Origin of the sequence: Streptomyces sp. NPDC005706 (assembly GCF_040631045.1) — a bacterium.
Taxonomy (GTDB): Bacteria; Actinomycetota; Actinomycetes; order Streptomycetales; family Streptomycetaceae; genus Streptomyces.
Genome location: NZ_JBEXYS010000001.1, coordinates 289500 through 314970 on the forward strand (window position 1 = coordinate 289500; position 25471 = coordinate 314970).

24 protein-coding genes are annotated in these 25471 nt (G+C 73.5%); 12 read left to right on the top strand and 12 right to left on the bottom strand.

Annotated features, from left to right (window positions below; all coding sequences use genetic code 11):
- Positions 1-97 precede the first annotated feature (97 nt).
- Both ABZ478_RS01265 and ABZ478_RS01270 read left to right on the top strand, forming a co-directional pair.
- Positions 98-1327: a chaplin family protein gene (locus ABZ478_RS01265; protein ID WP_359544437.1), complete on the top strand. Its 1230-nt coding sequence runs from the start codon at positions 98-100 to the stop codon at positions 1325-1327.
- 174 nt (positions 1328-1501) lie between these two features.
- Entirely contained in the window at positions 1502-2749 is a 1248-nt protein-coding gene (locus ABZ478_RS01270) for a glycosyl hydrolase (protein ID WP_359544438.1), read from the top strand.
- Between the two features lie 25 nt (positions 2750-2774).
- Here the strand turns inward: ABZ478_RS01270 and ABZ478_RS01275 are convergent, their stop codons facing one another.
- The 8 genes from ABZ478_RS01275 to ABZ478_RS01310 form a co-directional block, all read right to left on the bottom strand.
- Positions 2775-3902, bottom strand: a complete 1128-nt coding sequence (locus ABZ478_RS01275) for a GNAT family N-acetyltransferase (protein WP_359544439.1) — start codon at positions 3900-3902, stop codon at positions 2775-2777.
- Positions 3899-4564, bottom strand: coding sequence for a lipopolysaccharide biosynthesis protein (locus ABZ478_RS01280; protein WP_359544440.1), 666 nt, complete (start codon positions 4562-4564; stop codon positions 3899-3901). The genes ABZ478_RS01275 and ABZ478_RS01280 overlap by 4 nt, the downstream gene beginning before the upstream one ends.
- A complete protein-coding gene (locus ABZ478_RS01285; protein ID WP_359544441.1) occupies positions 4561-5718 on the bottom strand; it encodes a glycosyltransferase in 1158 nt (385 codons plus the stop codon). Before ABZ478_RS01285 ends, ABZ478_RS01280 begins: the two co-directional genes overlap by 4 nt.
- The gene (locus ABZ478_RS01290; protein WP_359544443.1) at positions 5715-6479 is read right to left on the bottom strand and encodes a polysaccharide deacetylase family protein; all 765 of its coding nucleotides are present in this window, start codon (positions 6477-6479) and stop codon (positions 5715-5717) included. The genes ABZ478_RS01285 and ABZ478_RS01290 overlap by 4 nt, the downstream gene beginning before the upstream one ends.
- On the bottom strand, positions 6463-8187 hold the full coding sequence (locus ABZ478_RS01295; protein ID WP_359544984.1) for a lipid II flippase MurJ: 1725 nt from the start codon (positions 8185-8187) through the stop codon (positions 6463-6465). Before ABZ478_RS01295 ends, ABZ478_RS01290 begins: the two co-directional genes overlap by 17 nt.
- Positions 8188-8459: 272 nt before the next feature.
- Positions 8460-9788 carry an O-antigen ligase family protein gene (locus ABZ478_RS01300; protein ID WP_359544444.1) on the bottom strand — a complete coding sequence of 443 codons (1329 nt, stop codon included), beginning with the start codon at positions 9786-9788 and terminating at the stop codon, positions 8460-8462.
- Positions 9789-9791: 3 nt separating this feature from the next.
- The gene (locus ABZ478_RS01305; protein WP_359544445.1) at positions 9792-11213 is read right to left on the bottom strand and encodes a sugar transferase; all 1422 of its coding nucleotides are present in this window, start codon (positions 11211-11213) and stop codon (positions 9792-9794) included.
- A complete protein-coding gene (locus tag ABZ478_RS01310) occupies positions 11210-12391 on the bottom strand; it encodes a glycosyltransferase (RefSeq protein ID WP_359544446.1) in 1182 nt (393 codons plus the stop codon). The genes ABZ478_RS01305 and ABZ478_RS01310 overlap by 4 nt, the downstream gene beginning before the upstream one ends.
- A gap of 410 nt (positions 12392-12801) precedes the next feature.
- Between ABZ478_RS01310 and ABZ478_RS01315 the strand changes: the two genes are divergently transcribed.
- The 5 genes from ABZ478_RS01315 to ABZ478_RS01335 all read left to right on the top strand — a co-directional run bounded on the left by ABZ478_RS01315 (position 12802) and on the right by ABZ478_RS01335 (position 16408).
- Positions 12802-13041: a chaplin gene (locus ABZ478_RS01315; protein ID WP_359544447.1), complete on the top strand. Its 240-nt coding sequence runs from the start codon at positions 12802-12804 to the stop codon at positions 13039-13041.
- A gap of 170 nt (positions 13042-13211) precedes the next feature.
- Positions 13212-14093: a hypothetical protein gene (locus ABZ478_RS01320; RefSeq protein WP_359544448.1), complete on the top strand. Its 882-nt coding sequence runs from the start codon at positions 13212-13214 to the stop codon at positions 14091-14093.
- A 132-nt stretch (positions 14094-14225) separates the two neighbouring features.
- A complete protein-coding gene (locus tag ABZ478_RS01325; protein WP_359544449.1) occupies positions 14226-14516 on the top strand; it encodes a hypothetical protein in 291 nt (96 codons plus the stop codon).
- Positions 14517-15069: 553 nt separating this feature from the next.
- Positions 15070-15558: a tyrosinase family oxidase copper chaperone gene (locus ABZ478_RS01330; RefSeq protein ID WP_359544450.1), complete on the top strand. Its 489-nt coding sequence runs from the start codon at positions 15070-15072 to the stop codon at positions 15556-15558.
- Entirely contained in the window at positions 15542-16408 is an 867-nt protein-coding gene (locus ABZ478_RS01335) for a tyrosinase family protein (RefSeq protein WP_359544452.1), read from the top strand. The genes ABZ478_RS01330 and ABZ478_RS01335 overlap by 17 nt, the downstream gene beginning before the upstream one ends.
- 70 nt (positions 16409-16478) lie before the next feature.
- On the opposite strand, the gene ABZ478_RS01340 is transcribed toward ABZ478_RS01335, so the two are convergent.
- Complete coding sequence (locus ABZ478_RS01340; RefSeq protein ID WP_359544453.1) at positions 16479-16769, bottom strand: chaplin; 291 nt, start codon at positions 16767-16769, stop codon at positions 16479-16481.
- 291 nt (positions 16770-17060) lie between these two features.
- On the opposite strand from ABZ478_RS01340, the gene ABZ478_RS01345 reads away from it, so the two are divergent.
- On the top strand, positions 17061-17657 hold the full coding sequence (locus tag ABZ478_RS01345; protein WP_359544454.1) for a DUF2087 domain-containing protein: 597 nt from the start codon (positions 17061-17063) through the stop codon (positions 17655-17657).
- A 149-nt stretch (positions 17658-17806) separates the two neighbouring features.
- Here ABZ478_RS01345 and ABZ478_RS01350 read toward each other — a convergent pair whose 3' ends face one another.
- Positions 17807-18766: a D-2-hydroxyacid dehydrogenase family protein gene (locus tag ABZ478_RS01350; protein ID WP_359544455.1), complete on the bottom strand. Its 960-nt coding sequence runs from the start codon at positions 18764-18766 to the stop codon at positions 17807-17809.
- A 196-nt stretch (positions 18767-18962) separates the two neighbouring features.
- Between ABZ478_RS01350 and ABZ478_RS01355 the strand changes: the two genes are divergently transcribed.
- Together ABZ478_RS01355 and ABZ478_RS01360 are read left to right on the top strand one after the other, a co-directional pair.
- Positions 18963-20975 (top strand): hypothetical protein, encoded by a 2013-nt coding sequence (locus ABZ478_RS01355; protein WP_359544456.1) that lies wholly within the window; start codon positions 18963-18965, stop codon positions 20973-20975.
- A gap of 99 nt (positions 20976-21074) precedes the next feature.
- Positions 21075-21479 carry a hypothetical protein gene (locus tag ABZ478_RS01360; protein ID WP_359544457.1) on the top strand — a complete coding sequence of 135 codons (405 nt, stop codon included), beginning with the start codon at positions 21075-21077 and terminating at the stop codon, positions 21477-21479.
- Between the two features lie 155 nt (positions 21480-21634).
- On the opposite strand, the gene ABZ478_RS01365 is transcribed toward ABZ478_RS01360, so the two are convergent.
- Positions 21635-22252, bottom strand: coding sequence for a TOPRIM nucleotidyl transferase/hydrolase domain-containing protein (locus ABZ478_RS01365; protein WP_359544458.1), 618 nt, complete (start codon positions 22250-22252; stop codon positions 21635-21637).
- Positions 22253-22568: 316 nt separating this feature from the next.
- On the opposite strand from ABZ478_RS01365, the gene ABZ478_RS01370 reads away from it, so the two are divergent.
- Positions 22569-23330, top strand: a complete 762-nt coding sequence (locus ABZ478_RS01370) for a maleylpyruvate isomerase family mycothiol-dependent enzyme (protein WP_359544460.1) — start codon at positions 22569-22571, stop codon at positions 23328-23330.
- Between the two features lie 275 nt (positions 23331-23605).
- Positions 23606-24412: a DUF1963 domain-containing protein gene (locus tag ABZ478_RS01375; RefSeq protein WP_359544461.1), complete on the top strand. Its 807-nt coding sequence runs from the start codon at positions 23606-23608 to the stop codon at positions 24410-24412.
- A 31-nt stretch (positions 24413-24443) separates the two neighbouring features.
- Here ABZ478_RS01375 and ABZ478_RS01380 read toward each other — a convergent pair whose 3' ends face one another.
- Entirely contained in the window at positions 24444-24872 is a 429-nt protein-coding gene (locus tag ABZ478_RS01380; RefSeq protein ID WP_359544462.1) for a hypothetical protein, read from the bottom strand.
- Between the last annotated feature and the right edge of the window lie 599 nt (positions 24873-25471).

Below are 25471 nucleotides of genomic sequence, written 5' to 3' on the forward strand. Positions count from 1 at the left end.
GACGCCTCAGCCCACCGGCTGTGTCGTGGCCGGCCCCGGACCTCTTTCTCGTTCCGGGGCCGGCCTTCCCATTTCTACGAGCAGGAAGACAACGACATTGCGACAGACCCTCAGCAAGGGCATCCTCGTGGCCGCCGCTGCGACGGGCATGCTGTCCTTGTACGGCGGCCTGGCCCTCGCCGACTCGGGCGCGCACGGCGCCGCCCGGCAATCGTCCGGGGTGGTGTCCGGTAACACCGTCCAGGCCCCGGCCAACGCCCCGGCCGACGTCTGCGGCAACTCCGCGAACGGTACCGCCGCGCTGAACCCCGCTTCCGGCGGCTCCTGCGCCGGCGGCCATGAGTCCGGCCCGGACAGCGGCAAGGGCAACGCCACGAACGCGGACCCGGCGGACGAGTCCGACTACAGCGACGACGTGACCCCGACGGCCGAACCGAGCAAGGGAAACGATTCGGCTCAGTCCTCGCACGGCGAGGAGGACAAGGCCGAGGGCCCCTCGAAGGAGGAGGAGCACTCGACCGAACCCTCGTACGGGCGCGAGGAACCCAGCCAGGCACCCTCGTACGGCGATGAGGATCACTCCTCCCAGTCCTCGTACGGGGAGGAGAAGCCCACCAGCGCGCCCTCGTACGGCGATGAGGAGCACTCCTCCCAGTCCTCGTACGGGAAGGACGACGAGCCCTCGGCCCCGCCGTCCTACGGGGACGACGAGCCCTCTCAGAAGCCCTCGTACGGTGACGACGAGCCCTCTCAGAAGCCTTCGTACGGCGACGACGAGCCTTCGCCGAAGCCCTCGTACGGTGACGACGAGCCTTCGCCGAAGCCCACGTACGGCGACGACGAACCCACCCAGAAGCCTTCGTACGGTGACGAGGAGCACTCTCAGAAGCCCTCGTACGGGCATGACGAGCCCACTCCGAAGCCCTCGTACGGGACCGATGAGCCTTCGCAGAAGCCTTCGTACGGGGACGACGAGCCCTCTCCCAAGCCCTCGTACGGCCACGACGAGCCCTCTCCCAAGCCCTCGTACGGGGACGACGAGCCCTCTCACAAGCCTTCGTACGGCCACGACGACCACTCGAACCCGCCCTCGTACGGCCACGACGACCACTCGGGTCCGCCCTCGTACGGCGATGACGACACACGCCCGTCCTACGGCGGCGGGGAGCATCACCGGCCCCACCACCACCACGGGGGCAGACCCCACCTCCCGCACACCGGTGGCAACGCCGAAGCCATGATCGCTGCCTCCGCGGCGAGCGCCGCGCTGCTCGTGGCCGGAACCATCCTCTACCGCCGGGGCCGCCGCACCGCGTCCCGTCGCTGACGTGCCGGGTGCCGGAGCCCAGTGCCCCGGCACCCCGCTTGTTCGGCCGTACGGGGGGCACGGCCACCTGTAAGCCGTAACCGCGTTGGCGGAGCCCCCGTTCGTATGACTGGGTGTCAGTAACAGCAACCGCCGGGCGAGCAGGCGGGCGTGCGGGAGAGGGAGGATCCCGGCATGGCTCCACAGCGGCGAAGGCCCCGGTACCGGCTGACGCTCATCGCGGCCGGGATCACCGCCGCGGCGATCCTGGCGGCGGGACCGGTTCCCGGCCCGGTGACCTCCACACCGGCGCCACCCGCGCCCACGGCGTCCCCGTCCGCCGCCTCCGCACCCGCGACCACCGCACCGGCCACACCACCGGGCTCGGCCTCGCCCGACGCCACGAAGGCGGCCGCCGGCATCGCTCCCTTCGGAGCCTTCCTCGACTCGGGGCCGCTCGGGGTGACCCGCCTGTCGGGGCTGCGGCGCTGGCTCGGCGGCACCGAGCCGAAGGTCGCGCACACCTATCTGCCCGGCGGCAGATGGACCGACATCGAGGGCCCGTCCGGCTTCCTGGACGCCTGGGCGCGGTGGCGGCGCGCGCAGGCGGACCGCACGCTCGTGCTCAACGTGCCGATGCAGGAGCGCAACGAGGAGAACGTCTCCGACGACCAGGTGCGCGAACTGCTCCGGCAGGGGGCGGCCGGGGAGTTCGACCAGCACTTCCGGACGCTGGCCGAGCGGCTGGTGGAGTCGAAGGTCCCCGACACCGTGCTGGTCCTCGGCTGGGAGATGAACGGCGTCACCTACACCCACCGCTGCGGACCGGACCCGGCGGCCTGGAAGACGTACTGGAAGCGGATCGTCACGGTCATGCGGTCGGTGCCGGGCCAGCGGTTCCGGTTCGACTTCACCCCGAGCCGCGGCCGGGACGGCGTCCCGTGGACCGAGTGCTATCCCGGGGACGACACCGTCGACATCATCGGCATGGACGCCTACGACCAGCCGGCCGGACTGACGTTCGGCGAACAGGTGAAGGAGCCCTACGGGCTGCGGCAGCACGTCGACTTCGCCGAGGCGCACCACAAGCCCATCTCCTATCCGGAGTGGGGACTCTTCCGCAACGGCGACAACACCGACTACATGCGGGGCATGCTGGCCTGGATCGAGGAACACAAGCCGCTGTACAACACCCTCACGGACTACTGCCCGCACGGCGTGTGGCAGTGCGCGCAGAACCCCCGTTCGTCCCAGGTCTACCGGTCCTTCCTGTACGGCCGCGACGCGCAGCCCGCGGCTCCGGCACCGACGCCGTCCACGCCGGTCCCGGAGCCCACGAAGTCCACCGCGCCCACGCCGGAGCCGGCCGGCGACTGCCCGGCCCCGGACCCGGCCGACTGGGTGAAGTACTGGCTCGGCCGGAAGTTCTGCCTCGACTGGTGAGGCCCGCCACGGGCGGGCCCCGGCGTCAGCCCGACGGCCGCTCCCGCCACCGGCGCAGCGCCTTGCCGCCCCGCTGCCGGGCGGCCGCGCCGAACAGCGTGGCCGACAGCAGCGGCGCGGTCCGCCGCCGGGCCATCAGCAGCCGCCGGTTGGGGACCTGTTCGGGCCGCCAGTGCATCTTGTACGGCTCGTTGCCGCGCAGCAGACTCAGCGTGCCGCCTCCGTCCGCGCCACCGATGCGCGCGGCCTGCTCGCTGCAGGCGTCCAGCAGCATCACGGCCACGTCCGCCTTGCTCTCCCGCAGCCGCGGATGCGCGCCGTACAGATAGCCGCCGGCCAGGCTCCGGGACCGCAGCGTCAGGTCGACGGCGAGCACGTCGTCGCCGATCCGGAACTCGGTGACGACCGCGCTCCCGGAGCGGACCAGCTCGGGCACCGCGCGCACCAGATGCTCGCGGAACCGCGGCAGCATGTGCTCGGCCGTCACCTTGCGCTCCTGCCACTGCAGCCGGTGCAGCTCCAGCATCCGGTGCAGGGCCCCGGCCGCCTCGTCGGGCCGGGACACGTGCCGCACCACGCCCAGCGACTCATGCCGGCGCAGTTGCGCGCGGACCCGCTGGGCCCGCTTCGTGGGCAGCCGGGCGGCCAGCTCGGCCAGCGGGACGGCGGGGAGCTCCAGGCACAGCGAGTCGCGGACCGTGCGGCGCGGCCCGCGCCAGCGGTCGTAGACCCGCTCCACCGCACCACCGGGCCGCACCTCACGGAAGTCGACCAGGGCGGTGCGGGCCGCGTCCCACAGGGCGTCGGCGAGGGCGTCGGCCGCCCGCCCGTCGTCGGCGTCGTCCAGCAGGACGTCCCCGTAGTCGGAGATCGACCCGCCCAGCGGCACCAGCGCCGGCAGCGGGCGGCGGACCAACATCAGTGGCGCCGCGCCGACCAGTTCGTCACCGGAGCGCACCAGCAGCACCCGTAGCCGGCCCCGCCCGCCGTACGACCGCCACCACGAGTCCAGCCAGGCGTGGTGCTGGAACGGGGTCGCGGTGGCGCACCGCTCGTACAGCCGCCCCCAGGCCGGGGCCAGCGCGGCGAAGGCGTCCTCGTCGGTGACGAGGTCGGTGGTGTGGGCCCGGACCGACGGGCAGACGGCCGTCACAGCTGGCCGTGCGCGTCGGAGGCGACGGCCGGGCCGGGCACCGACGCCGGGCGGAGCTCGGCGCCGGCCTCGTCCTCGGGCCTGCGCCGGGGCCGTACCAGCAGCACCAGGGCGCCGAGCAGTCCGCCCGCACTCGTCCCGACCAGGCCCGTGACCACGGGGGAGGCCGAGGTGGGCGCGGTCGGCCGCGGGGCCCGGGAGAACTGCACCAGCTCGACATGGGTGTCGGCCTTGGTGGCGTTGGCGTGCTGGGCCAGGGAGCGGGCGACCGCGTTGGCCATGTCGGCGGCCTTGGCCGGGCGGCCCGAGGTGGCGGAGACGGCCACCATCGGGGCGTCCGGCGAAGTGGCCGTGCGCACACTGCCGCGCAGGGTGTTCACCGGCACCCCGGCCCACACCTGCGCGTCACCGAGCACCGCGAGGTCGGTGGCGACCCGGCCGTAGGCCTGGGCGAAGCCGACCGCGGCGGCGGAGTCGGAGCTCTCGGTGGGTACGGCGATGACGTAGCTGGTGGCCGTGTACACCGGCGGCTTCAGCACGCCGTAAGCACCGCCGAGCAGCCCGCCCGTGAGGACGCCGGCCGCCACCAGGGACCAGGGCGGAAGCGCGCGCAGGCGCCTGAAGCGGGCCGGGCGGGAGTGCCGGCTGGGATTCTCGGTCATGGCGAGCTGACTTCCTCGGGAGATCGGGACCTGGGGAACGTGCCGGCCAGCGCCGCCGTGTAGACGTCCATGAGCCGGGCGGCGCTGCGGGTGATGCAGTAGTGGCGGGGCGCCTCGGGGGCGCTGCGGGGGCCGGGTCCGGCGGCGCGCACCCCGGCGAGCGCGCGGGCGTAGGCGTCGGCGCCGCCCGTGACGCGCAGCGCGCCCGGGGCGGCCTCGGGCGGCAGGTCCTCGACGGCCGGGCAGGAGGCGTAGCGCACCGGCAGCCCGGCCGCCAGCGCCTCGACGACGGCCAGCCCGAAGGCCTCCTGCGTGGACGGCGCGGCGAGCACGTCCATCGCCGAGGTCAGCGCGGGCAGTTCGGGACCGGGCGAGCCGTCCGGGGCGTAGGGCCGCTCACCGGCGAACAGCACCCGGCCGGCGACGCCGGCCTCCTCGGCGGCCCGGCGCAGGGCGGCCTCCTCCGGGCCGCCGCCGACCAGCAGCAGCCTGCAGTCGTCCGGGAGCCGGGCGAGGGCCCGGATCAGGACGTCGAAGCGTTTGCCGGGAACGAGCCGGCCGATGCCGCCGATGACGAACGCGTCGTCCGGCAGCCCGAGCCGGGCGCGGGTCAGCCGCCGCCGTGCCGGGTCGAAACGGAACCCGTCGAGGTCGATGCCGTTGGGCACCACCGCGATGCGCGGCCGGGGCACCCCCCACAGGGTGAGCCGGTCGGCGACCGTGGGGGAGACCGCGACGGTGGTCCGGCCCAGCCGTTCGCCGGCCAGGTACAGCGCGCGCACCCCCGCCGTGAGCGGCCGCCCCTCCATCTGCGAGTCGCCGAGGGAGTGTTCGGTGGCCACGACAGCGCGCACCCCGGCCAGCCGGGCCGCGATCCGGCCGTACAGGCAGGCCCGGTAGAGGTGGGTGTGCACGAGGTCGTAGCGGCCGCGCCGGATGACACGGGCCAGGCGGGGCAGCGCCGCCACGTCCCGGTTGCCGCTCATGCCGAGGTGCGTCACCCGCACCCCGTCGGCGGCCAGCCCGTCGGCCACCGGCCCGGGGTTGGTCAGCGTCACCACGTCGCACCGGGCGGGCAAGTGCCGCAGCAGCAGACGCAGCTGCTGCTCGGCGCCGCCCACCCCGAGTCCGGTGATGATGTGCAGCGCCCTCACCGCGGCCCCTCCGGCACCGGCCGGCGGCGCAGCCGGTGCAGCCGGTACTTCAGAGACAGGCGCACATCGGTGTCGTGCTGCCCGACGTACACCCGGGGCAGGGCGTACGGGCCGGTCAGCGCGCCGGGGTCGATGGCGCAGGCGTAGTCGTACCCGGCCTCCCGCACCGCGTCGGCGGCGCGGGCGTCGACCGTGCCGTACGGATAGCAGAAGCCGGTGACCGGAGCGCCGGTCAGCCCTTCGAGCAGGACCCGGCTCTCGACGGTCTCGGCCTTGAGCGTGAGGTCGTCGGCCCGTGTCAGGTCGACGTGGGTCAGACCGTGCGAGCCGATCTCCACGCCCGCCCGGGCCACGCGCCGGATCCCGTCGGCGGTCAGCAGCGGCTTGCGCGGGCCCAGCGGGTCCCACGCGTTGTCGCCGCCGAGCCGGCCGGGCAGCGCGAACAGGGTGGCCGTGCACTCCCAGCGGGCCAGCACGTCGACCGCGCCGGTCAGGAAGTCGGCGTAACCGTCGTCGAAGGTGAGCCCGACCAGACCGCGCCCCTCCCCGCGGGCACGGGCGGTGAGCAGTTCGCGCACCGACACCCCCCGCAGGCCCCGGCCGTGCAGCCAGCGAAGCTGCCGCTCCAGCCGGTCGGGCGTGACGGTGATCCGGTACGGGTCGTCGGCGCGGTCACCGACCGAGTGGTACATGGCGATCCACGGGACGCGGCCCGGGCCCGCGGCGGCTGCGCGCCGGGGTGACTCAACGGAGGACGGCATGGGCGAGCCTTCCGGCGAGGGTGCGGACGATTCGGATGACGAAGGTGCAGCCCTGGGCGCCCAGGGCATGGCCGAGCAGGACGAACACGACGGTCACGGTGGTGCCGCCGGCCAGCAGACCGGCGAGCGGGGCGGTGGGCAGGCTCGCGGCGAACGCCCCCGCCGGGGTGGCCACCGCGGCGGCTCCCAGCGGCCGGCTCAGCTCGCGCAGCACGCCCCGGGCCCGCACGGGCACGCTGCGCGAGGCCAGCCCGGACAGCAGCAGGACGGCGGTGACGGTGATCCCCGCGGCGTTGGCGGCGGCGATGCCGGTGACGCCCCAGGAGCCGATGGTGCCGGCGCCGATCCAGGCGGTCGCGGCGATGCCCGCGGCCATGGCGGCGAGCGGGTACCAGGTGGCGCGGCCCGCCGAGAAGTAGGAGCGGACCAGCACGCCCGTCAGGGTCTGGCCGAGCAGGCCGAGCGCGTACACCCGCATGACGTCCGCCGTGGCCGCGGTGTCGGCGGCGGTGAACGCGCCGCGCTGGAAGAGGAGCCGGATGATCAGCGGGGCGCAGGAGAGGACGGCCGCGGTGCCGAGCAGCACCAGACCGGCGGCCACCGCCAGATCGCGCTCCACCCTCGTCCGGGCCCGCTCGGAGTCGCCGTCCGCGAGGGCCCGGGCCACCACCGGGAAGGTGACCGTGCACAGCATCATCGACAGCATCATCGGGATCTGCGCGACCTTCTGCGCGTAGTTCAGGTGCGAGATGGCCCCGGCGGGCAGCTGAGAGGCGAGGAACCGCTCGATGAGCACCTGCGACTGCCGGCACAGCCCGAACAGCAGCACGGTGGCCATCAGCGCGACGTCCACGGGCCGGGCGCCGGCGGCGTCCCCGGAGACGGCCCGCGTCACCCGGCGGTCGCGCAACCGGCGCACCAGGTCCGGCAGTTGGACCAGCACCATCAGGCATCCGCCGGCCGCGACCCCGAACGCCGCCGAGCGCACCCCCCAGCGCCCGCCGAGCCCGAACATCGCCGTGATGATGCCGATGTTGTACACGACGTAGATCGCCGCCGGGGCCAGGTAGCGGCCGTGGGCCCGCAGCGCCGCGCTGCAGTACCCGGCGAGCCCGAAGCTGAGCACACAGGTCGCGGTGAGCCGGGTGCAGTCGACGGCGAGGGCGGGGTCGGGCAGCCCGGGCGCGAGCACCCCGACCAGTTGCGGCGCGGCGGCGGCGAGCAGCGCGCCCACCGCCGTGAAGGCCAGTGCCAGCCGGGGCAGGCTTCCTGCCACCAGGGACCGCACGGGATCGCCCGGGGCGCCCTGCGCACGCCGGGCCAGGGCGGCGCTGAACGCCGGGATCAGCGCGAACGCCAGCCCCTCCTCGATGAGCAGCGTGGCCGCGAACTCCGGCACGGTCCAGGCGACCAGGAAGGCGTCGGTGTCCCGCCCGGCCCCGAAGAGCTGCGCCAGCGACTGGTCGCGCAGCAACCCGAGGAGGGAGCCGGCGACCGAGAGGGAGGCGGTGACCAGAGCGGCGCGGGCGAGGAACCGGGGGATGGGCGGGGTGGGTTCGGGCGTGAGGGCGGATGCGCGGCCGGACCCGGGGTCGGGGCCGGACTCCGGGGCGGTGCCGTCTCCGGCGCCGGGCGTCGCGTCTGTGCCGGGCCCGGCATCCGTGCCGGGCGTGATGTCCGTGCCGGGCATGGCATCCAGGTCGGCCATGGCACCCGCGCCGGGCGTGATGCTTGCGCCGGGCATCGCGTCCACGTCGGCCATGGCACCCGCGCCGGGCGTGGCACCGGCGCCTGACGTCGCCTCCGCTCCGGGCACGGCGCCACCTCGTGCGGCCGTCCGCGCGGCCGGCAGGGGCACCCCGCCCACCGGCCCCGCAGCGGCGGATTCCGCCGGCGGCCCGGCCGGCCCGCCGGCCTCGGGGCTCGCCGCGGGCCCGGCCGGTGCCCGGGGGTCCCGCGGTTCGCGGGACGGGATCGCCGTCATCGCGCGGCCGCCTCTCCCGGCTCCGCGGCGCGTTCGGCCGTGGCGTTGCCGGACAGCGCCCACCAGGCCGCCAGCCCCAGGCACACCGCGGTCAGCACGGTCGAGGGGCCGCCGATGTCGGCGTAGGCGAAGTCGACCAGCTGCCAGACCAGCAGTCCGCAGGCGACCAGCGCGCACTCCCGGCCCCCGCGCGAACGCCGGGTCCGCCACAGGTTCCGCAGCGCGCACACCAGCAGGGCCAGCCAGCCGCCCGCCAGACCCAGCAGCCCGAGGAGACCCTGCTCGCCGAGCACCAGCAGGTACATGTTGTGCGGGGAGAGCAGCGGCTGGCGGCGGAAGGCGGCGCCCGCGCCCGCCGTGTCGCTGCCCGAGGACAGCGCCAGCGAGGCGTGGCCGTCCCGGTACTCGGGGAAGCCCTTGAGACCGACGCCGGTCAGCGGGTGTTCCCGCCACATGTCGGTGGCCGCCGCCCACATGGTGTACCGGTCGGTGACGGACTGGTCGGGCGCGTCGGCGACCTGGGTGATGCTGTCGAACCGCTCCTGCAGCATCGCCGTACCCACCCCGAAGCCGCCCACCAGGACCACGCCCGCGGCCACCGCCGCCGCCCCCACCCGAAGCGCCCGGCGCGGGCCGGCCAGCGCGAGCTGGACGGTGACGGTCACGACGGTGGCGATCCAGGCGCCGCGGCTGAAGGACAGGGCGAGCGGCGGCAGCAGGGCCAGGGCGCAGGCCGCCGCGGTCCACCGCTCGCGCCCCGACGCCCGGCCCAGCGCCAGGCCCACCGCGCAGACCAGCCCGAAGGACACCACCGTCGCCATGCCCATCACGTCCGACGCCCCGAAGGTGCCCACCGCGCGGACGTCCTCGCCCTCGTACGACGCCCCCGTGCCGGTGACGTACTGGTGCACCCCGAGGATCCCCTGCCACAGCGCGAGCGCCACGAGCGACCAGGCCAGCAGCCGGAAGTCGCGCCGGTCGCGAACCAGCAGGAGGACGGCGGCGGGTACGAGGACGAAGATCTGCAGGTAGCGGCCGAGGCCGGTGATTCCGGAGCCCGGTGACACCGCACCCATCGCGGCGAGCGCGAGGCCCGCGACCGGCAGCCCGAGCACGACGGCGGCGGTACGGGACAGCGGGCGCCGGCGTTCCCGCAGGAGCCGTACGGCGCAGTGGGCGACGACCACGGCGGACATGGCGTCGGCCGGGCCCGCGCCACCCTCGCCGCCGGGCTGGCCCGGCAGCGCGAGCAGCGCGACCACGGCCACCACGGACAGCACCGGCGAGGGCCTGAACGGGCGGTGGAGCGGCAGGGCGAGGCTCATCGGTCAGCTCCCCGCCGACCGCACGAGCGCGACCGCGGTGCGCAGCAGGATGCAGACGTCCTGCCACAGCGACCAGTTGTCGATGTAGGCGTTGTCGAAGCGGGCCCGGTCCTCGATGGAGGTGTCGCCGCGCAGGCCGTTGATCTGGGCGAGCCCGGTGATGCCGGTCCGCATGCGGTGGCGGGCCGCGTAGCCGGGGTGGTTCTGGCTGAACAGGGAGACGAAGTAGGGCCGTTCGGGACGCGGCCCGACCAGGCTCATGTCGCCCCGGAACACGTTCCACAGCTGCGGCAGCTCGTCCAGCGAGGACCGCCGCAGGAAACGGCAGAAGCGGCTCATGTCGCGCTCGCCCGCCACGCTCCACCGGGTGGCCGCCTCGTGCTGGTCGACCGGGCGGTGGGTGCGGAACTTCAGCAGTGTGAAGGCGCGCCCGTCCTTGCCGATGCGTTCCTGCCGGAACAGCACACCGGGTCCGTCGGTGAGCCGGAGCACCACCGCGCACACCAGCAGCACGGGGGAGACCGGCACCAGCAGCGCCCCGGACACCAGCAGGTCCAGCAGCCGCTTGCCGAGGCTCCCGCGCCGCCCCGAACCCAGGTCCAGGTGGTGCACCGCGAACCCGGCGAGCTGGTCGCCCGACCCGTGCGCCGGGCTTTCCGGGTCCACCTCCCACACCGTGCAGCCCGCCTCCAGCAGCGTCCGCAGCAGCGGCGCCCGCTCGGTGCGCACGGCCGGTGCGACGGTGAGGACGACCCGCACGCCGTTCTGGATGAGCGCGCGTCCCACCTCCTCGTCCGTGGTGAGCACGGGCAGCCCGCCCGGGCCTTCGGGGTGTTCCGCCACGACGCCCACCGGCCGCACCCCGCAGCGCGGATGCCGCAGCAGCGCGGCGGCCACCCGCTGCGCGGTCGCGGCGGGGCCGACGACCAGCGCCGGGCGCGGGTGGCCGGCCAGGACGGCACGGCGCCGCCAGTGCACCGCGCCGCGCCCCGCGCAGGCCACGGCCGCGTGCAGCGTCCAGCCGAGCAGCAGACCGCGGGCGGACAGCGCCAGACCGGGGTCGTAGGCGGCTCGCAGCGTGGCCACGGCGAGCCAGGTGACCGCGATCCGGCCGCAGACGGCGGGCAGTTCGTCGAGCACGCCGAGCACCGGCCGCGCCGTACGCGGCCGTAGCAGTATGGTGCCCGCCACCAGCACGGCGACCAGTAACGGCCGGTGGACGGCGCCTTCCAGGGCGAGCGCGCCCGCGCAGGCGGCGAGCACGTCGGCGGCGAGCAGGGGCAGCGGCGAGGCGGGCCGCGCGGGCGGCCGGCGCACCGGGAACCGGGACCCGCCGGTGGCGCGGGCGGGCAGCACCGAGAGGGGCGAGAGTCCGTGGTCCCATGGCTGGCCGCCGGTGGAGGGGACGGTACTTTCCGCGGTCACGAGAGGATGGACTCCCTGCGCTCGAAGGACACGGGTGGCCGGGACCCGAGGAGGTCGCGGTAGAGGTCCGCGACCCGCTCGGCGGTGTGCCGCACGTCGTGCGTGGACAGGACGTGACGGCGCCCCTGGTCCGCCAGGGCGGCGCGCAGGGGGACGTCGGCGAGCAGCGCGGTGACGGCCGCGGCCAGCGCCACGGGGTCCGCCGCCGGCACCAGACAGTGGGGCGCGAGGGCCGGGGGCAGGCTCTCCCGGGCGCCGTCGACATCGGTGAGTACGACGGGCCGTCCGCAGGCCAGCGCCTCCAGCGGGGCGAGCGCCATGCCCTCCCAGCGCGAGGGCAGGACCACCAGGTCGGCGGCCCGGTACCAGGGCACGGTGTCGTCGACGGCGCCCGCGAAACGGACCGAGGGATGCGCCCGGGCGCGCAGCGCGTCCCGGTCGGGTCCGTCGCCGACCAGCACCAGCCGGGCGTCCGGCGCCGTGCGCCGGACCTGCTCCCAGGCGCGCAGCAGCACGTCCTGGCCCTTCTGCCGGCACAGCCGCCCGACGCAGACGACGAGCGGCGCGGACGGATCGAGGTCCGGCGCAAGCGCGGTGCGGGAGGGCGCGGCGGGTGCCGTGGCGGCGGGTGCGGGGGAGAAGCGGGCGGTGTCGATGCCGTTGGGGATGACGGCGTACGAGGCGTGGACACCGGCGCGTACTCCGGTCGCACGCTCCGCCTCGCTGACGCACACCACCCGGTCGGCCCACCGGGCGCCCCAGCGCTCCCAGCGCAGCGCGAGGCCCGCGGTCACTCCGCCGACGGCCTCGAACGACCATGCGTGCGGCTGGAACACGGTCGGGATGCGGCCGCGTACCGCCAGCCGGGCGGCGAGCCCGGCCTTGGCGCTGTGCGCGTGCACCAGTTCGGGCCGCACCTCTTCGATCAGACGTGCCAGCCGCCGCACCTCACCGGCCAGCCCCGGACCCGGCGACCGCGTGGCCCGCCAGGGGCGGAATCCGGCGCCCGTCCGCCGCAGCTCCGAGCCGAGGTCACCGCCGGGACAGCCGACGGTGACCTGGGCGCCGGACGCCAGCTGAGCCCGCACGAGGTCGAGCACGACACGGGCGACCCCGCCGTCGACGGGTTGCGCGAGATGCAGAACCCGCGGCCGAGGATCGGGTGCCGGTCGGTGCATTCTCGGGTTCCTCGCTCACAGGGGCGCTCGGGGCTGAGGGTGGGTACGCGTGTCGTGCCGGCGCGTCCGCCGCCACGAGGTGTGCGCCGGTCCACGCCGCGTCCCGGTGAGCAACGAGCCGGAGGCCCGGCTGGTCACCACCGCGCCGCCGAGCCGGGTCGGCTTCGAACACATCTGCGTGGCGGTGATCGGGGTGTGCAGTCCCTCCTCCCGCACGTGGTGGAGAGGGCAGCAACTCTATGAGGCGCAAGGATTAATCGGAAGAAACCGGACAAGTGTGTCGGAATAGTGAAAGGGTACTTCGGCACACATCACCCCTTTGGCGGCGGAACCCCGGTGGCTGCCACGCGTTGACACAGCGCTGGGCATCCCGCCCGGATGTTTGTGTCGATCCCAAGGAGCACTTCTCCATGTCGCGTATCGCGAAGGGTCTGGTTCTGACCTCCGCCGCCGTCGCGGCCGTCGCCGGCGGTGTCGGCGTGGCCGCCGCCGACTCGGGTGCGGACGGCCTCGCCGCCAACTCCCCGGGCGTGCTGTCGGGCAATGTCATCGAGGCCCCGATCCACGTGCCGGTCAACGTCTGCGGTGACACCGTCGACGTCATCGGCCTGCTGAACCCGGCAGTCGGCAGCGGCTGCGTCAGCGACTGACGCCGAGGCGCACCCCCTTCGCCGGCCGCCCGCCCGTGCCTCACGCACGGACGGGCGGCCGGTTCGTGTACCGCCTCCGCCGGATGCTCCACCCGGGCTCCGAGCGGTTGCGGTACGACACCGGCGGTTCAACGGTGGCTGAGACTCCAGCCCCACCGAAAGGAACCCGCATGCGTGTGCTGCCTCCACGGCGTCTGGCGTCCGTCACCCTCTGCGCCGCCTTCCTGGTCGGCATCGCCGGCTCCGCCGCCGTCGCCACCGACCTGGCCCGTGAGCGCACCCCGACGGGTTCCCGCCCTGCCGTCCCCGGCGCCGCCCCGCTGCTCGCCCGGATCAAGGCGCTGAGCGACACCGGCTCCGTCCCCGCGCCCGTCAGGGAACTGCTCGAACAGTCGCTCCGCACGGGCCGGCTGACTGCCAGTGAGGCGCACCGGCTGGGCGAGGCGGCCGAACGCTCCGTCACCGAGGCGGCCAGCGGGGTCCCGACGACCGCCGCCACACCGGCCACGCCGCTCGCGGCGATGACACCCGCGGCTACGGCGGACACGCCGACGAGTGCCGCGACGCCTTCCATGGACCCGACGCTGTCCACCGCCGCGTCGCCCTCCATGGACCCGACGCTGTCCACCGCCGCGTCGCCCTCCATGACAGCCGTGCCGACGGCGGTGACGCCCTCCGCGGCGACCGGCCCCGAGGCCCCCGCCACGCCCGCCGTCCCCGCCGACGGCGCCATGAGCCGGACCCTCGGCCTGCCGGACCCCGCCGTGGCTCCGCCGGCCGCCGACGGTGCGGCCCGCATGGCGGCGCCCACCGCCCGGGACGCCACGAGTGACGCGCTCGCCGCGCTGACCGGCGCGATCGACGCCCTGGTCAAGGCCGTCGTCTCCAGCCGCGACGACGTACTGCCGGCCGCCACCGGCGTGGTGAACGACCTGCTGGGCCTGCTCAAGCCGGCCCTCCCCGGCACCGGGACACCCACCCCGAGCCTGGCGCTGCCCAGCCTGCCGGCCGTGCCCAGTCTGCCGGCGGTCCCGGCGCTGCCGACCGGGTGACGACTTCCCCGCCTCCGCCTCGAAGGCATCTCATATGCCTTTTCCTCGCAGGGTTTCCGGCCCGACGGCGACTCGTTAGGCACGGCGTCAGAATTCTCCGGGGTGACGTGAGTTGCCGAAGGAAGGAACACGATGAAGTCCCTCAAGGCCGCCGTTGTCGTTGCCGGTTCCCTGGCCCTCGCCGGTGCCGCCGCGCCCGCGTTCGCCCAGAACTCGGCCGACCTCAGGCCCACCAGCCTCAACGGCGCCGTGGACACGCTCGCCCAGCACCCCCTCACCGTGCACGACGTGATGCCGCTCAAGCACCAGTCGGACGCGCTCAGCACCGAGAACAAGGGCTCCGTCCTGCACACGGTCAAGGACGCCACCACCGCCGTGAACCAGCAGAACCCGCTGCTCGGCGGCATCCCCCTGCAAAGCTGACACACCGGCGACGCGTCGAAGGAAGGCCGGTACCGCACCGTGCGGGACCGGCCCTCGGCGCGTTCGACACCGCTTCCCCCGATCGTGTGGAGCGGTACCCGGCACTGAGCCGAAGGGGTGAGAGGCCACCCGGCCGAGCTGTACCCCGTCGGCAAGGTCGCGCGGTGACCCCAACCCCAAGCGCGCCCGCCGCCCGCCTCGCCGATCTCGGCACGCTCGTCGTCCTGCCGGCCAGCCGTCTGCGCGGCTGACGCCCGCGGGCCCGGCCTGCGAGCCGATGAATGACGAGCCCAAGAATGACCGGCTGATGAACGACGAACGCATGAGCCCACGAGCCCACGAGCCGACGAGCGGACGAATGAAGAACCGATGAGTTGAAAGCTGATGAGTCGAGAAGTGACGACCCGATGAGCCGATCGGTCACCGAGCGACCGGCTGGGGCACCCGGCCGTATTCCGCGCGCCGCGTACCGCCGGATGGCCCTCATCGGTGACTCGGCCCCGGTCCCGTCGGTTACCGATACGGACATCTGATCCCGATCTAGGAGTGAGAGATGGTCGTCGGTGCCGGAGGCGTCGCGGTGGGGGCGAATCAGCAGGTCGCGGCGGGCGGTCGCAGAGTCTCCCGCAGAGAGGCGGCCCGGGCGCTGCTGGCCACCGGCGCCGCCCTGGCGCTCGCCCCGGTCGTCGCCGCCTCCCGCCCCCTGCCGGCCGGGCACGGCCCCCGGGGCAACTCCTTCGACGAGACCTACCGGGGCCGCCGCATCCACGGCGCCCTGGTGCCGATCGCCGGGCGCCGCAAGGCCGACGGCGACTGGGAGGTCACCATCGACGGCCACCCGCTGCACCTCATGCGCCGGGCCGACGGCACCTGGCTGAGCATGGTCGACCACTACGGCTCGTACCCCACCGCGCTGGAGGCGACCCGCGCGGCAGTCGACGAGATCGGTCCCGGGCAGCAACTGCGCGACCTCGCCCCCGGCCCGGTCGGCGGCCGGATGGCCGGGCACCACATGGGAGGGCGCCATGGCGTACGTGCGTAAGGACGTCAGCACACTGACCCGCGCCGAGCGCCGCCGGTTCGTCAACGCGCTGCTGGAGCTGAAACGGCGCGGCGAGTACGACGAGTTCGTGCGCATGCACATCGACCACTACACCGCCGACGGCGAGACCGGTCTGCGTTCCGCCCACATGGCCCCGTCCTTCCTGCCCTGGCACCGCAGGTTCCTGCTGGACCTGGAACGGGCGCTGCGCCGGGTGGACTCCTCGGTGACGGTGCCGTACTGGGACTGGACCCGGAACCGTACGAAGACCTCCGTGCCGTGGACGGCGGACGTGCTCGGCGGCGACGGGCGGCGCTCCGACCGGCAGGTGATGACCGGCCCCTTCGCCTACACGGCGGGACACTGGACCATCAGGGTGGGGATCACGGACGGCAAGTTCCTCACCCGGGACCTGGGCCGGGCCGCCAGTCCCATCGCGCTGCCCACCAGGAGCCAGCTCCAGTGGGCCCTCGACGACCCCGTCTACGACGCCCGGCCCTGGGACTCGACGGCCACCACGGGATTCCGCAACAAGCTGGAGGGCTGGGGACCCGGCAGCGGCAGCGCCTCCTGGCGCAACCACAACCGGGTGCACCGCTGGGTCGGCGGTGTCATGCTCGGCGGCGCGTCCGTCAACGACCCGGTGTTCTGGCTGCACCACGCCTTCCTCGACATGCAGTGGCACCGGTGGCAGCTCGCCCACCGCAGCCACCGCTATCTGCCCGCGAGTCCGCCCCCCTCGGGGGACCGGCAGCACGGGCGGATCGTCGCCCGGCACCAGAAGCTGCCGCCCTGGGACGTGACACCGGACCAGCTCGAGGACGTGAGCGGGATCTACCGGTACGCGTGAGCGGAGCGCGGACAAAGGAAGAGCCCCGGCGCTCGAGGTGCCGGGGCTCTTCGCTGTCCGTGCGGCCGGATCAGTCGCCGTAGGCGCCGGAGCCGGAGTTGCCCGGGGTGGCCTTGTGGCCGCCGCCGTTGCCGCAGACGTCGCCGAACGCGGGGTTCAGCAGACCGATGACGTCGACCGTGTCGCCGCACACGTTCACGGGGACGTGCACCGGAACCTGGGCCGCGTTTCCGGACAGCACGCCGGCCGAGTCGAGGGCCGTACCCTCGGCGCCCGCGTCGGCCAGGGCGAGGCCGGCGCCGCCGATCACCACGGCACCCGTGCCGAGGGCGATGGCGGCCGCCTTCGCGATGCGAGACATCAGGTTCTCCTTTTGCTCGGGGGTACGGCGGCAGGACCAGCCGCCGCGCTCCCCGTTCAACGGCCCGGCAGGGGGCTGGTCACGCCGATCAGCCGGGGATCACCCGTTCAACGGGACGCGCGGGCGGCGGAGCACGGCGGAGTGCGGAGCGGGGGCCCCGGGGCGGTGGAGCACAGCGGGGCCGGCGCACGTCCGGCGCACGTCCGCCGCACTTCAGGCGCGCGTCCGACGCACGCCCGGCGCGCGTTAATCGGGAGGCGTCCGGGTGGGCCGCCCGCCTAGCCTCCGGTCATGACCACGGACTCAGGCACCGCCGCCGAAACGGAAGCCGACCCTGGCGTCGACGCCGACCCGAGCGAGCGGGCAAGGCAGTTGATCGGCCTGCTGGCCGAGGAGCGCAGGCTGCGCGCCCTCGCCGCCGTGGCCCTGGGCGCGGACACACCCGAACGGGTCGCCGAGGCGGCCGGGCTGTCCGCGAAGGACACGGCGGCGGCGTTGCTCCGGCTGCGCGAGCAGGGGGCGGTGACGGACGGCCCGGCGGGCGCGCTCACCGTCTCCTACGGCCTGTTCCGCGAGCTGGCGCGGCGGGAGCGGCGGGCACCGCGGGCCGGGAACGGGCCGGACGCCGTCCTGGACACCTTCGTACGGGACGGGCGGCTGGTACGGCTGCCCGCCAAGTGGACCCGGAAGAAGCTGGTGCTGCGGCACATCGCCGAGCAGACCTTCGAGCCGGGCGCCGCCTACCCGGAACGGATCGTGAACGAGCGCCTGCGGGCCTGGTGCGAGGACGCCGACGACATCGACCATGTGACGCTCCGGCGCTACCTGGTGGACCTCCACCATCTGCACCGGAGCGAGGGAATCTACCGCTGCCCGGAAGCCGACTGACCCGGCCGGACACCGGGCTGCCGGAACCGAAGGCCGAAGGCCGAACGTCGCCTGCCGAACCCGAATGCCGGACAACGGCTGCCGAATGCGAATGCCGGACAACGGCTGCCGAATCCGAAGGCCGGACCCCTCTGTCGTACCGGAGAACCTCAGGGCAGCCGGCGTACCGGCGACCCCGCCAGGTACGCCCGGATGTCCTCCACCGCCTGGCCGTAGTACGTCGCGTAGTTGGCCCGTGAGACATAGCCGAGGTGGGGTGTGGCGAGGAGGCGGGGCGCGGTGCGCATCGGGTGCGACGCGGGCAGCGGCTCGAGGTCGAAGACGTCGATGCCGGCCCCGGCGATCCGGCCCTCCCGCAGCGCGGCCAGCAGGGCGTCCTGGTCCACGATCGCCGCGCGGGAGGTGTTGACCAGGTAGGCGGACGGCTTCATGAGGGTGAGTTCGGCGGCGCCCAGCAGTCCTCGGGTGCGCTCCCCGAGGGCCAGATGGACGGAGACGAAGTCACTGGTCGCCAGGAGGTCCTCCTTGCCGGCGGCCAGTTCCACGCCCACCTCCTCGGCCCGCTCCTCGGTCAGGTTCTGGCTCCAGGCGCTCACCCGCATACCGAAGGCGAGTCCGATCCGTGCCACCCGGCTGCCGATCTTCCCGAGCCCGAGCAGGCCGAGCCGGTGCCCGTGCAGGTCGGCGCCGACGGTGGACTGCCAGGGCCCGCCCGAACGCAGCGCGCCGCTCTCCTCGACGATCCCGCGGGCCAGGCCCAGCAGCAGTGCCCAGGTCAGCTCCACGGGAGGCGTCGACGAACTCGCCGTACCGCACACGGTGACCCCGTGCGCCTCGGCGGCGGTGTAGTCGATGACGCTGTTGCGCATGCCGGAGGCGACGAGCAGCTTCAGCCGGGGCAGGCGGGCGATCAGCGAGCCGGGGAAGGGGACGCGTTCGCGCAGGGTGACGACGATGTCGTAGCCGGCGAGGGCCGCGGCGAGGGCGTCCTCGCCCTCCAGGTGCTCGCGCAGCGCGACGACCTCCACCCGGTCCCCGAGCACCGACCAGTCGGCGGAGGCGGTGGCCACCCCCTGGTAGTCGTCCAGCACCGCACAGCGAAGCCGCATGTGACCTCTCCCATCCCTGCGGCGACTGTACCCGCCCGTCGAAAGCCCGAACTCAGCCGAATACCCGGGGAAACGGAATCTGAACTGCTTCTTTCGATCTGATGTACAACTCTTCTTCCTCCTACTGGGTCGAACTGGCGAACAACGGCGTTTGCCCCCCAACGTGCACGCCTGCCTGGAAGAGGAAATCTTGCCCATGACGATCCGTCGGTTGTGCGGTGCCCTGCGCGTGCGCGGGCTGACCGAGCTGCTTCTCGTGTTCCTGCTCGGCGCCGGCTTCGCCGCGCTGCCCGTCTTCGCGCTGCTGCCCGACTGGCGGGGCTTCGCCGTGGCATCGGCCGTGACGTACGTCGTGGACGAGGTGCTGCACTCCAGGGCTCCGGGGTTCGTGCGCAGGCTCGCGGCGCTGCAGCTCACCAGGCCGCTGCGGTTCGCGGTGCGCACGGTGATGCTGCTCGCGCTGGCCAGCCGGATGGACGCGCCGGAGGCGGTCCTGGTGGCGGCGCTCGCCGTCTTCAGCGCCCACTTCGCGATGATGATGCTCTACACGGCGGTGCACCACGCCATCCGCGCGCGCCGCGTGCTGCCGCTGGTCGTGCGCAACCTGGACATGAGCGGGCTGCCCATACCCAAGCAGCCGCCCGCCCTCCTCTACCGGCGCTTCCTGCGCAAACTCCTCCACCTCGACGTGCCGGCCCACGCCGGGCTCCTCACCGCGCTCGCGGTCGGCTCCTGGCAGCCGGCGTACGCGGCCTTCGCCGTCACCGTCGGCGTGAGCACGGCGGCCGTCATCGCACTGCTCGACCAGTACCGCAAGGCACGCCGCATGCCCGCGAAGGACGAGGTGTTCGCCGAGGTCAACCGGCAACTCGCCGGATACCGCCCCGAGGTGGCGCTCTACTTCAGCTTCGCCGCCGTCTCCCGTGACTTCATGTACCAGGTCAACATGTGGATCGAGACGCTGGAGCAGCTCGACATGCGCCCGGTGATCATCCTCCGGGAGCGGGCCTCGTTCCGTTACCTCAGCCGGACCTGGATCCCCGTGGTCTGCGTCCCGAAGGCCGACGACCTGGCCGAACTCGAACTCTCCGGCGTGCGCGTCGTGCTCTATCCGGGCAACGCGGGCAAGAACGTGCACATGCTGCGGGTGGCCGAGGCCAAGCACGTCTTCATCGGCCACGGCGACAGCGACAAGCTCGCCAGCAGCAACCGGGTCAGCAAGGTGTACGACGAGATCTGGGTGGCCGGCCGGGCCGGCCGCGACCGCTACCAGCGGGTGCGGCACGCCATCAGCGACAGCGCCATCGTCGAGGTCGGACGCCCCCAGCTCTCCCCGATCCGGCTGCACGCCGACCACACGCCCGGCCCGCTGCCCGTCGTCCTGTACGCGCCCACCTGGGAGGGCTGGAGCGACGACGACTGCCACACCTCGCTGATCCCGATGGGCGTACGCCTGATCGAGAAGCTCCTCGCGGAGAACGTCCGGGTCATCTACAAGCCGCACCCGCTCACCGGCAAGCGCTCGGCCGAGGCGGCCCAGGCCGACAAGGAGATCCGCGAGTTGCTGCGCGCGGACAACGAGCAGCGCGGCGCCGCCGAGGCGGAGGCCGCGGTCGCCGCCGCCAAGCCCCGCCTCAAGGAGATCCAGGGCCGCCTCGACGAACTGGCCGGCCGGCACGGCGGCGACGACGCCGAGCAGATGCGCGAGGCCCGGGTGCCGGACCGCGCGGGGGCGGCCGAATGGCAGGAGCTGCGCGCCGAGTGGCACCGGATCTTCTGGGAGACCCGGGGCCCGGTCCGCCACAACGTGATCCTCAAGCAACTGCCCACCCTCTACGAGTGCTTCAACCAGGCGGACATGCTCATCAGCGATGTCTCCTCGGTCGTCGCCGACTTCGTGGCCGGCCTCAAGCCGTACGTCCTGACCAACGCCCACGACCTGCCCGACCACGAGTTCCGGGCCGCCTACACCACGGCCGGCGGCGCCTACCTCCTCGACAGCGAGTGCGCCCGTCTGACGCAGATCCTGGACTCGGTCCGTGCCCCTCACACCGACCCGATGGCCCTGGACCGCCGCACCCTGAAGGAGTACGTCCTGGGCCCGGACCACCCGACCTCCATGGCGCGCTTCAACGCCTCGGTGAACGCCCTGGCCGCGAAGGCGGAGGCGGAGCGCGCGGAGGAGACGACTCCGGAACTGGCGGCCTGAGCGGACCGACCGACACGGCGGACGGGGCGCTGACGTACTCGGGTGGACCTGAGTATCAGCGCCCTGTTCGCGTACGGGGCGGGCCGGAACGCTTGACCCATGAGCAGAGAACCGCGGAAACCCGCCCTCCAGCTGTTGTGGATCCTCGTGCTGGCCGGCGTGTCGATGGCGTTGTGGGCCGCCTGGCTGGGCTGGGACCAGCACCGGGACGTCCACCCCGACGGCTCGACGACCGGCCCGTACGAGGCGTGGCAGGTCATCGGGCTGGTGCTGACCCTCCTGGCGCCGGTGTGCTGGGCGGCGTTCCGCGACTACGTCGCGGCCGCGGTGCTCGGCACCTCGGCCGGCCTGACCGCCGCCGCGTACTACGACTGGTCGGACGACTCCAGCGGCCTCTTCGCGGTCGGCGTGGGCCTGGTCATGATGGGAAGCCTCGCCGCGACCACCGTCGTCTCCGCCGTGATCACCGCGGCGACACGGGACGGCCGACGGGCCGGAGTCTGAGGGCGGGGACCGGGTGGGGGGCCTGGGTGGCGGATCTGGGCGGTGGGCAAGGGCGGCGGGCACGAGCGGGGCCCGGGTGGCGGGCGTGGGCGGCGAACCTGGGCGGGGGGCTCAGGCGGCGGGCGGCGGCGGCCGAATCCGCCCGGTTCGGTCGGTCAGACAGCCGTGAGCAGACCGTCGAGCGGTGCCGGTACGCGATCGGCCTCGAGCGCCTCCACCAGCACCCGCCCGTAATGGATCTTCCGCCCCTTCTTGGTACCGAAGAAGCGCCGCAACTGCTGCTGCGCGGTACGGCCCCGCTGCGCCGGCTGGCGCAGAAAGGTCTCCAGGGCCCGCTCGTCCCCCTGCGTCCGGACGAGCTCCGCCACCCGCGTCACGCCCAGCGCCCGGATGAGTTCGTCCTCCAGATCCGCCGCACACACGAAGAACCCCTGCCACGCGGCGCCGGCCCGCTCCAACCCACGGACGTAGTAACCACGTTCCGCCTCGTCGCACAGCCCCGTGAGCCGCAGCCCAAGACCGGGCGGCCCGAGAACCCGGGTGAAGTGCCCGACGCTCATGGCACCGCCCATCGACACCACGCAGACCCCTTCGGCCGCCAGATCCCGACCCCGGCGCGCCGCCAGAGCACCGACGGCCGCGACATCGCTGGGCCCTTCGAGCAGCACGGCCACCCGCACGGACAACCGCCCGGCCAGCTCCCGCGCGGCCTCACCGTCCCCACCGGCCGCCCACACACCGACCGCATCCCGGAACGCCCCCATGTCAGCCACGCCCCGAGTCTCCGCCCCCGTACGCCCGGACCGCCACGCAATTTCCCTCACCCGGCGACGCCGATGCCCGTAAGTCCCCCATGCATCCCTGAGCCCCGTCCCTGCTGAGCCGGGATGGCGCGGACGCCGCAGCCTGACCGGCAGCAACGGCTCCATGCGCCCCCACAGGGTCGTCCGGCGCCATCCACGGAGGACCGCCCCTTCCAGGAAGGGGATATGGCTACGACCAGGCTTTCCATCAGGTGCTCCAACTCCCGCAGCTGACGGCCTGGAAAATAGGGTGCGGCCTGCTGAACTGGGGTGATGGGTAAGCGATGTGACAGAGAGACTTGGGTATTCCGCCCTGCTGCAACTGATCGACGAGCGGTCGGCCGCGTTCCGGAGTGCGGTTGCCGCCGCGCCCGGCCTTGACGCGCCGGTGCCGTCCTGCCCCGAGTGGACGTTGTTCGATCTGGTGCAGCACCTGGGTACGGGCCAGCGCTGGTGGGCCGCGATCGTCGCCGCGGGTCCGGCCGAGGCTCCGCCGGCCAAGGATGCCGCGGAGGTGCCACGCGAGCTCGAGGCGCTGCTGGCCTGGTACGCCGAGTCGAACGAGCTGCTGCTGAGTGCGCTGCGCGAGGCCGGCCCGGAGCGCGAGTGCTGGACGTGGTGGGGCGCCGGCGTCTCGCCGGCGAATGCCTGGGGCGTTGCCCGGCGCCGGGTGCACGAGGTGCTGGTGCACACCTACGACGCCCAGCTCGCCGCAGGCGCCGTGCAGCCGATGCCGGCGGACGTCGCGATCGACGGCGTGGCCGAGTTTCTCGACACCTGCAACTCCACCCCTGCGGCCTGGCCGCACGAGGCCGCCACCATCCACTACCACGCCACCGAGGGCCGCTCCTGGCTCCTCGCGCTGGACGGCACCGGCGCCTGGCCCGCACCCCTCACGGACGACGCCGCGCCCGCCTCAGCTTCGGCCACGGGCACGGCCGAGCAGCTGCTCCTCTTCGTCTGGGGCCGCCTCACGCTGAGCGACCTGAAGATCGAGGGCGACCAGCAGGTGTTCGAGCAGCTGATCGCCTGGGAGCCCGAGGAGTAGCCAGTCAGTACCGCCGTCGGACGGCCTCGATGACGTCCGCGTCGGCGAACATCGCGAACAGCTCCGCCTCCGCGCGGCGGACGGCCAGTACGGCCTCGTACCGCTCGGGCCCGAGCGCCTCCCGCAGACAGAGCGACGCCCCACAAAGCGCCCCCCGCGCCTTGCCCCCGGCTCCAGCGGCCTCAGCAAGCGGGCCCGTATCCGCACCGGGTTGTCGGTGGCAGGCACTAACGTGCCCGCAATGCCCGTCGATCTTTCTACCCTGGGGAGCCCCGATGCCCGGTGAAGCAACCGAGTTGCCCGCGAAGGATCTGCGCTCACTGATAGCGGAGTACGCGGGTCTTGCCCGGCAAGCCACCCTCCTCAACCCGGAGCCCGGTGACCCCGGCGCGCGGGAAAGTTCGCTGGGCGGAGACTTGCTGTGGCCCGCGGACGAGCCGTGGCCGTACTGCGCGCAGGAAGACCACTGGACGTTCGGATCCGACTGGCGCAACCGCACGGAGATCGTCCCGGGGGCGGTGCCGATGGTGCCGATCCTCCAGCTGTTCGCCCGGGACGCGCCAGGCTTGGAGTTCCCGCCGGGGAAGGACCTGCTGCAGCTCGTGTGGTGCGCACTGATACATGAACAGGACCCCGGGCCGGTGATGCCGCGGCTGTACTGGCGCAACGAGGCGGAGGTCGTGGCGGGAGGGCTGCTGTCGGAGATCCCACGGGCGAGCGAGGGGGAGTACGACGAGGACCACATGCCGGAACCGTCCACGCTGTCCCCGGCCACCGCGGAGGACTGTCCGAGGTGGCTCGATCTGCCCAAGGACCTCCGGGAGACCTGGGAACCTCGTCTCCGGCTGCCGTCGGGCGGCTCCGAGTGGCCCCCCGACTCCAACGTCATCGGCACGAAGGTCGGCGGCTGGCCCGCCTGGACCCAGCCCGCCGACTGGCCGAACTGCGAGAACGGCCACCGCATGGAGCACCTTCTGACCATCACCGGCGACATCCAGCTGGGCGACTGCGGCGGCGTCTACTTCTTCCACTGCCGCCAGTGCCCCGGCCTCCCCTGGGACTGGCGCTTCGACTGCCACTGACGGCCGAGGCCGACGGAGCACGCGCCGGTGGTCAACTCGACTCGGTGGGCGAAGACGTCCAAGCGAGGGCGTCTGCTGTTCGGGTGGCCAACGATCCGATCCGCCACGAGTCGGTGATGTCGGTCCAGCGGTGAAGGTAGGCGCTGCGCGCCCCGTGCTCTGCGGCCTGGTCGTAGAAAAGGGTGAATCTGTAGACCCTGCCGTCCTCGGCGATGACTTGGCCATCCTCGTGATCGGGGCCCCCTTGCAAGAGGTCGACGACGACCGTCCGGTAGGGATCGAGCCCCTGGCCCTTCAGGAGCTCCCGCAATCGGCTCCACAGGTCGTAGTCGCTGGTCCGCAGGAGATCGGTGTACTGAACGACGATGCTCGAGACCATGACCCCATGATCGGTCGGGCACCTGGTGAAGGGAAGCGGGCCGATGAGGTCAGGGCCGGCGGTAAGCGTCGAGTCGCCCATTGGACGGAGCGTGTACGACAACCGGAACACACTCCTGACCAAGTGGCTCAACGCCGGCATCCACCCGCCCAGGTGGCCGAGTGGGCCGGAAACAGCGTCGCCGTGCTCCTGGCGACCTGCGCCCGGTACGTCGACGGGCCGCTGCCGGACCTGAAACGGCGACTGGAAGCCGCGGGCGACCTTCCGGAGGCGGAGGCGCCTCGCGCCGGCTGATCTTCCACTGGCCGAGAACTTCGACACGTATTCGACACGGCCACCCGCGAAAACCCGGTGCCAGCCGGACAGCCCCGGAGTCCGCCCTGATCGGCAAGATGGCGTCCGGGGCTTCGTCACATCGGCTGATATGGCCCTGACCAGCAAAAAGCCCTCCCGAGGAGAGGGCTGAGGGTGAGCGCCCCCGGCAGGACTCGAACCTGCGGCCAAGCGCTTAGAAGAGAGGTGGGCGCTTCCACGTGCCTAGATTCGCGACCTGCACGTTTACTGGTGTGGGGCTGCACATCGCGGCTAACTTCGCCGCGTATTCACCGGAGCGGACACCGGTGACTCCTCCAGCACCCGCTGATTGCTGTACAGAAGAGCAACTCCCGTGCGCGTTGCAG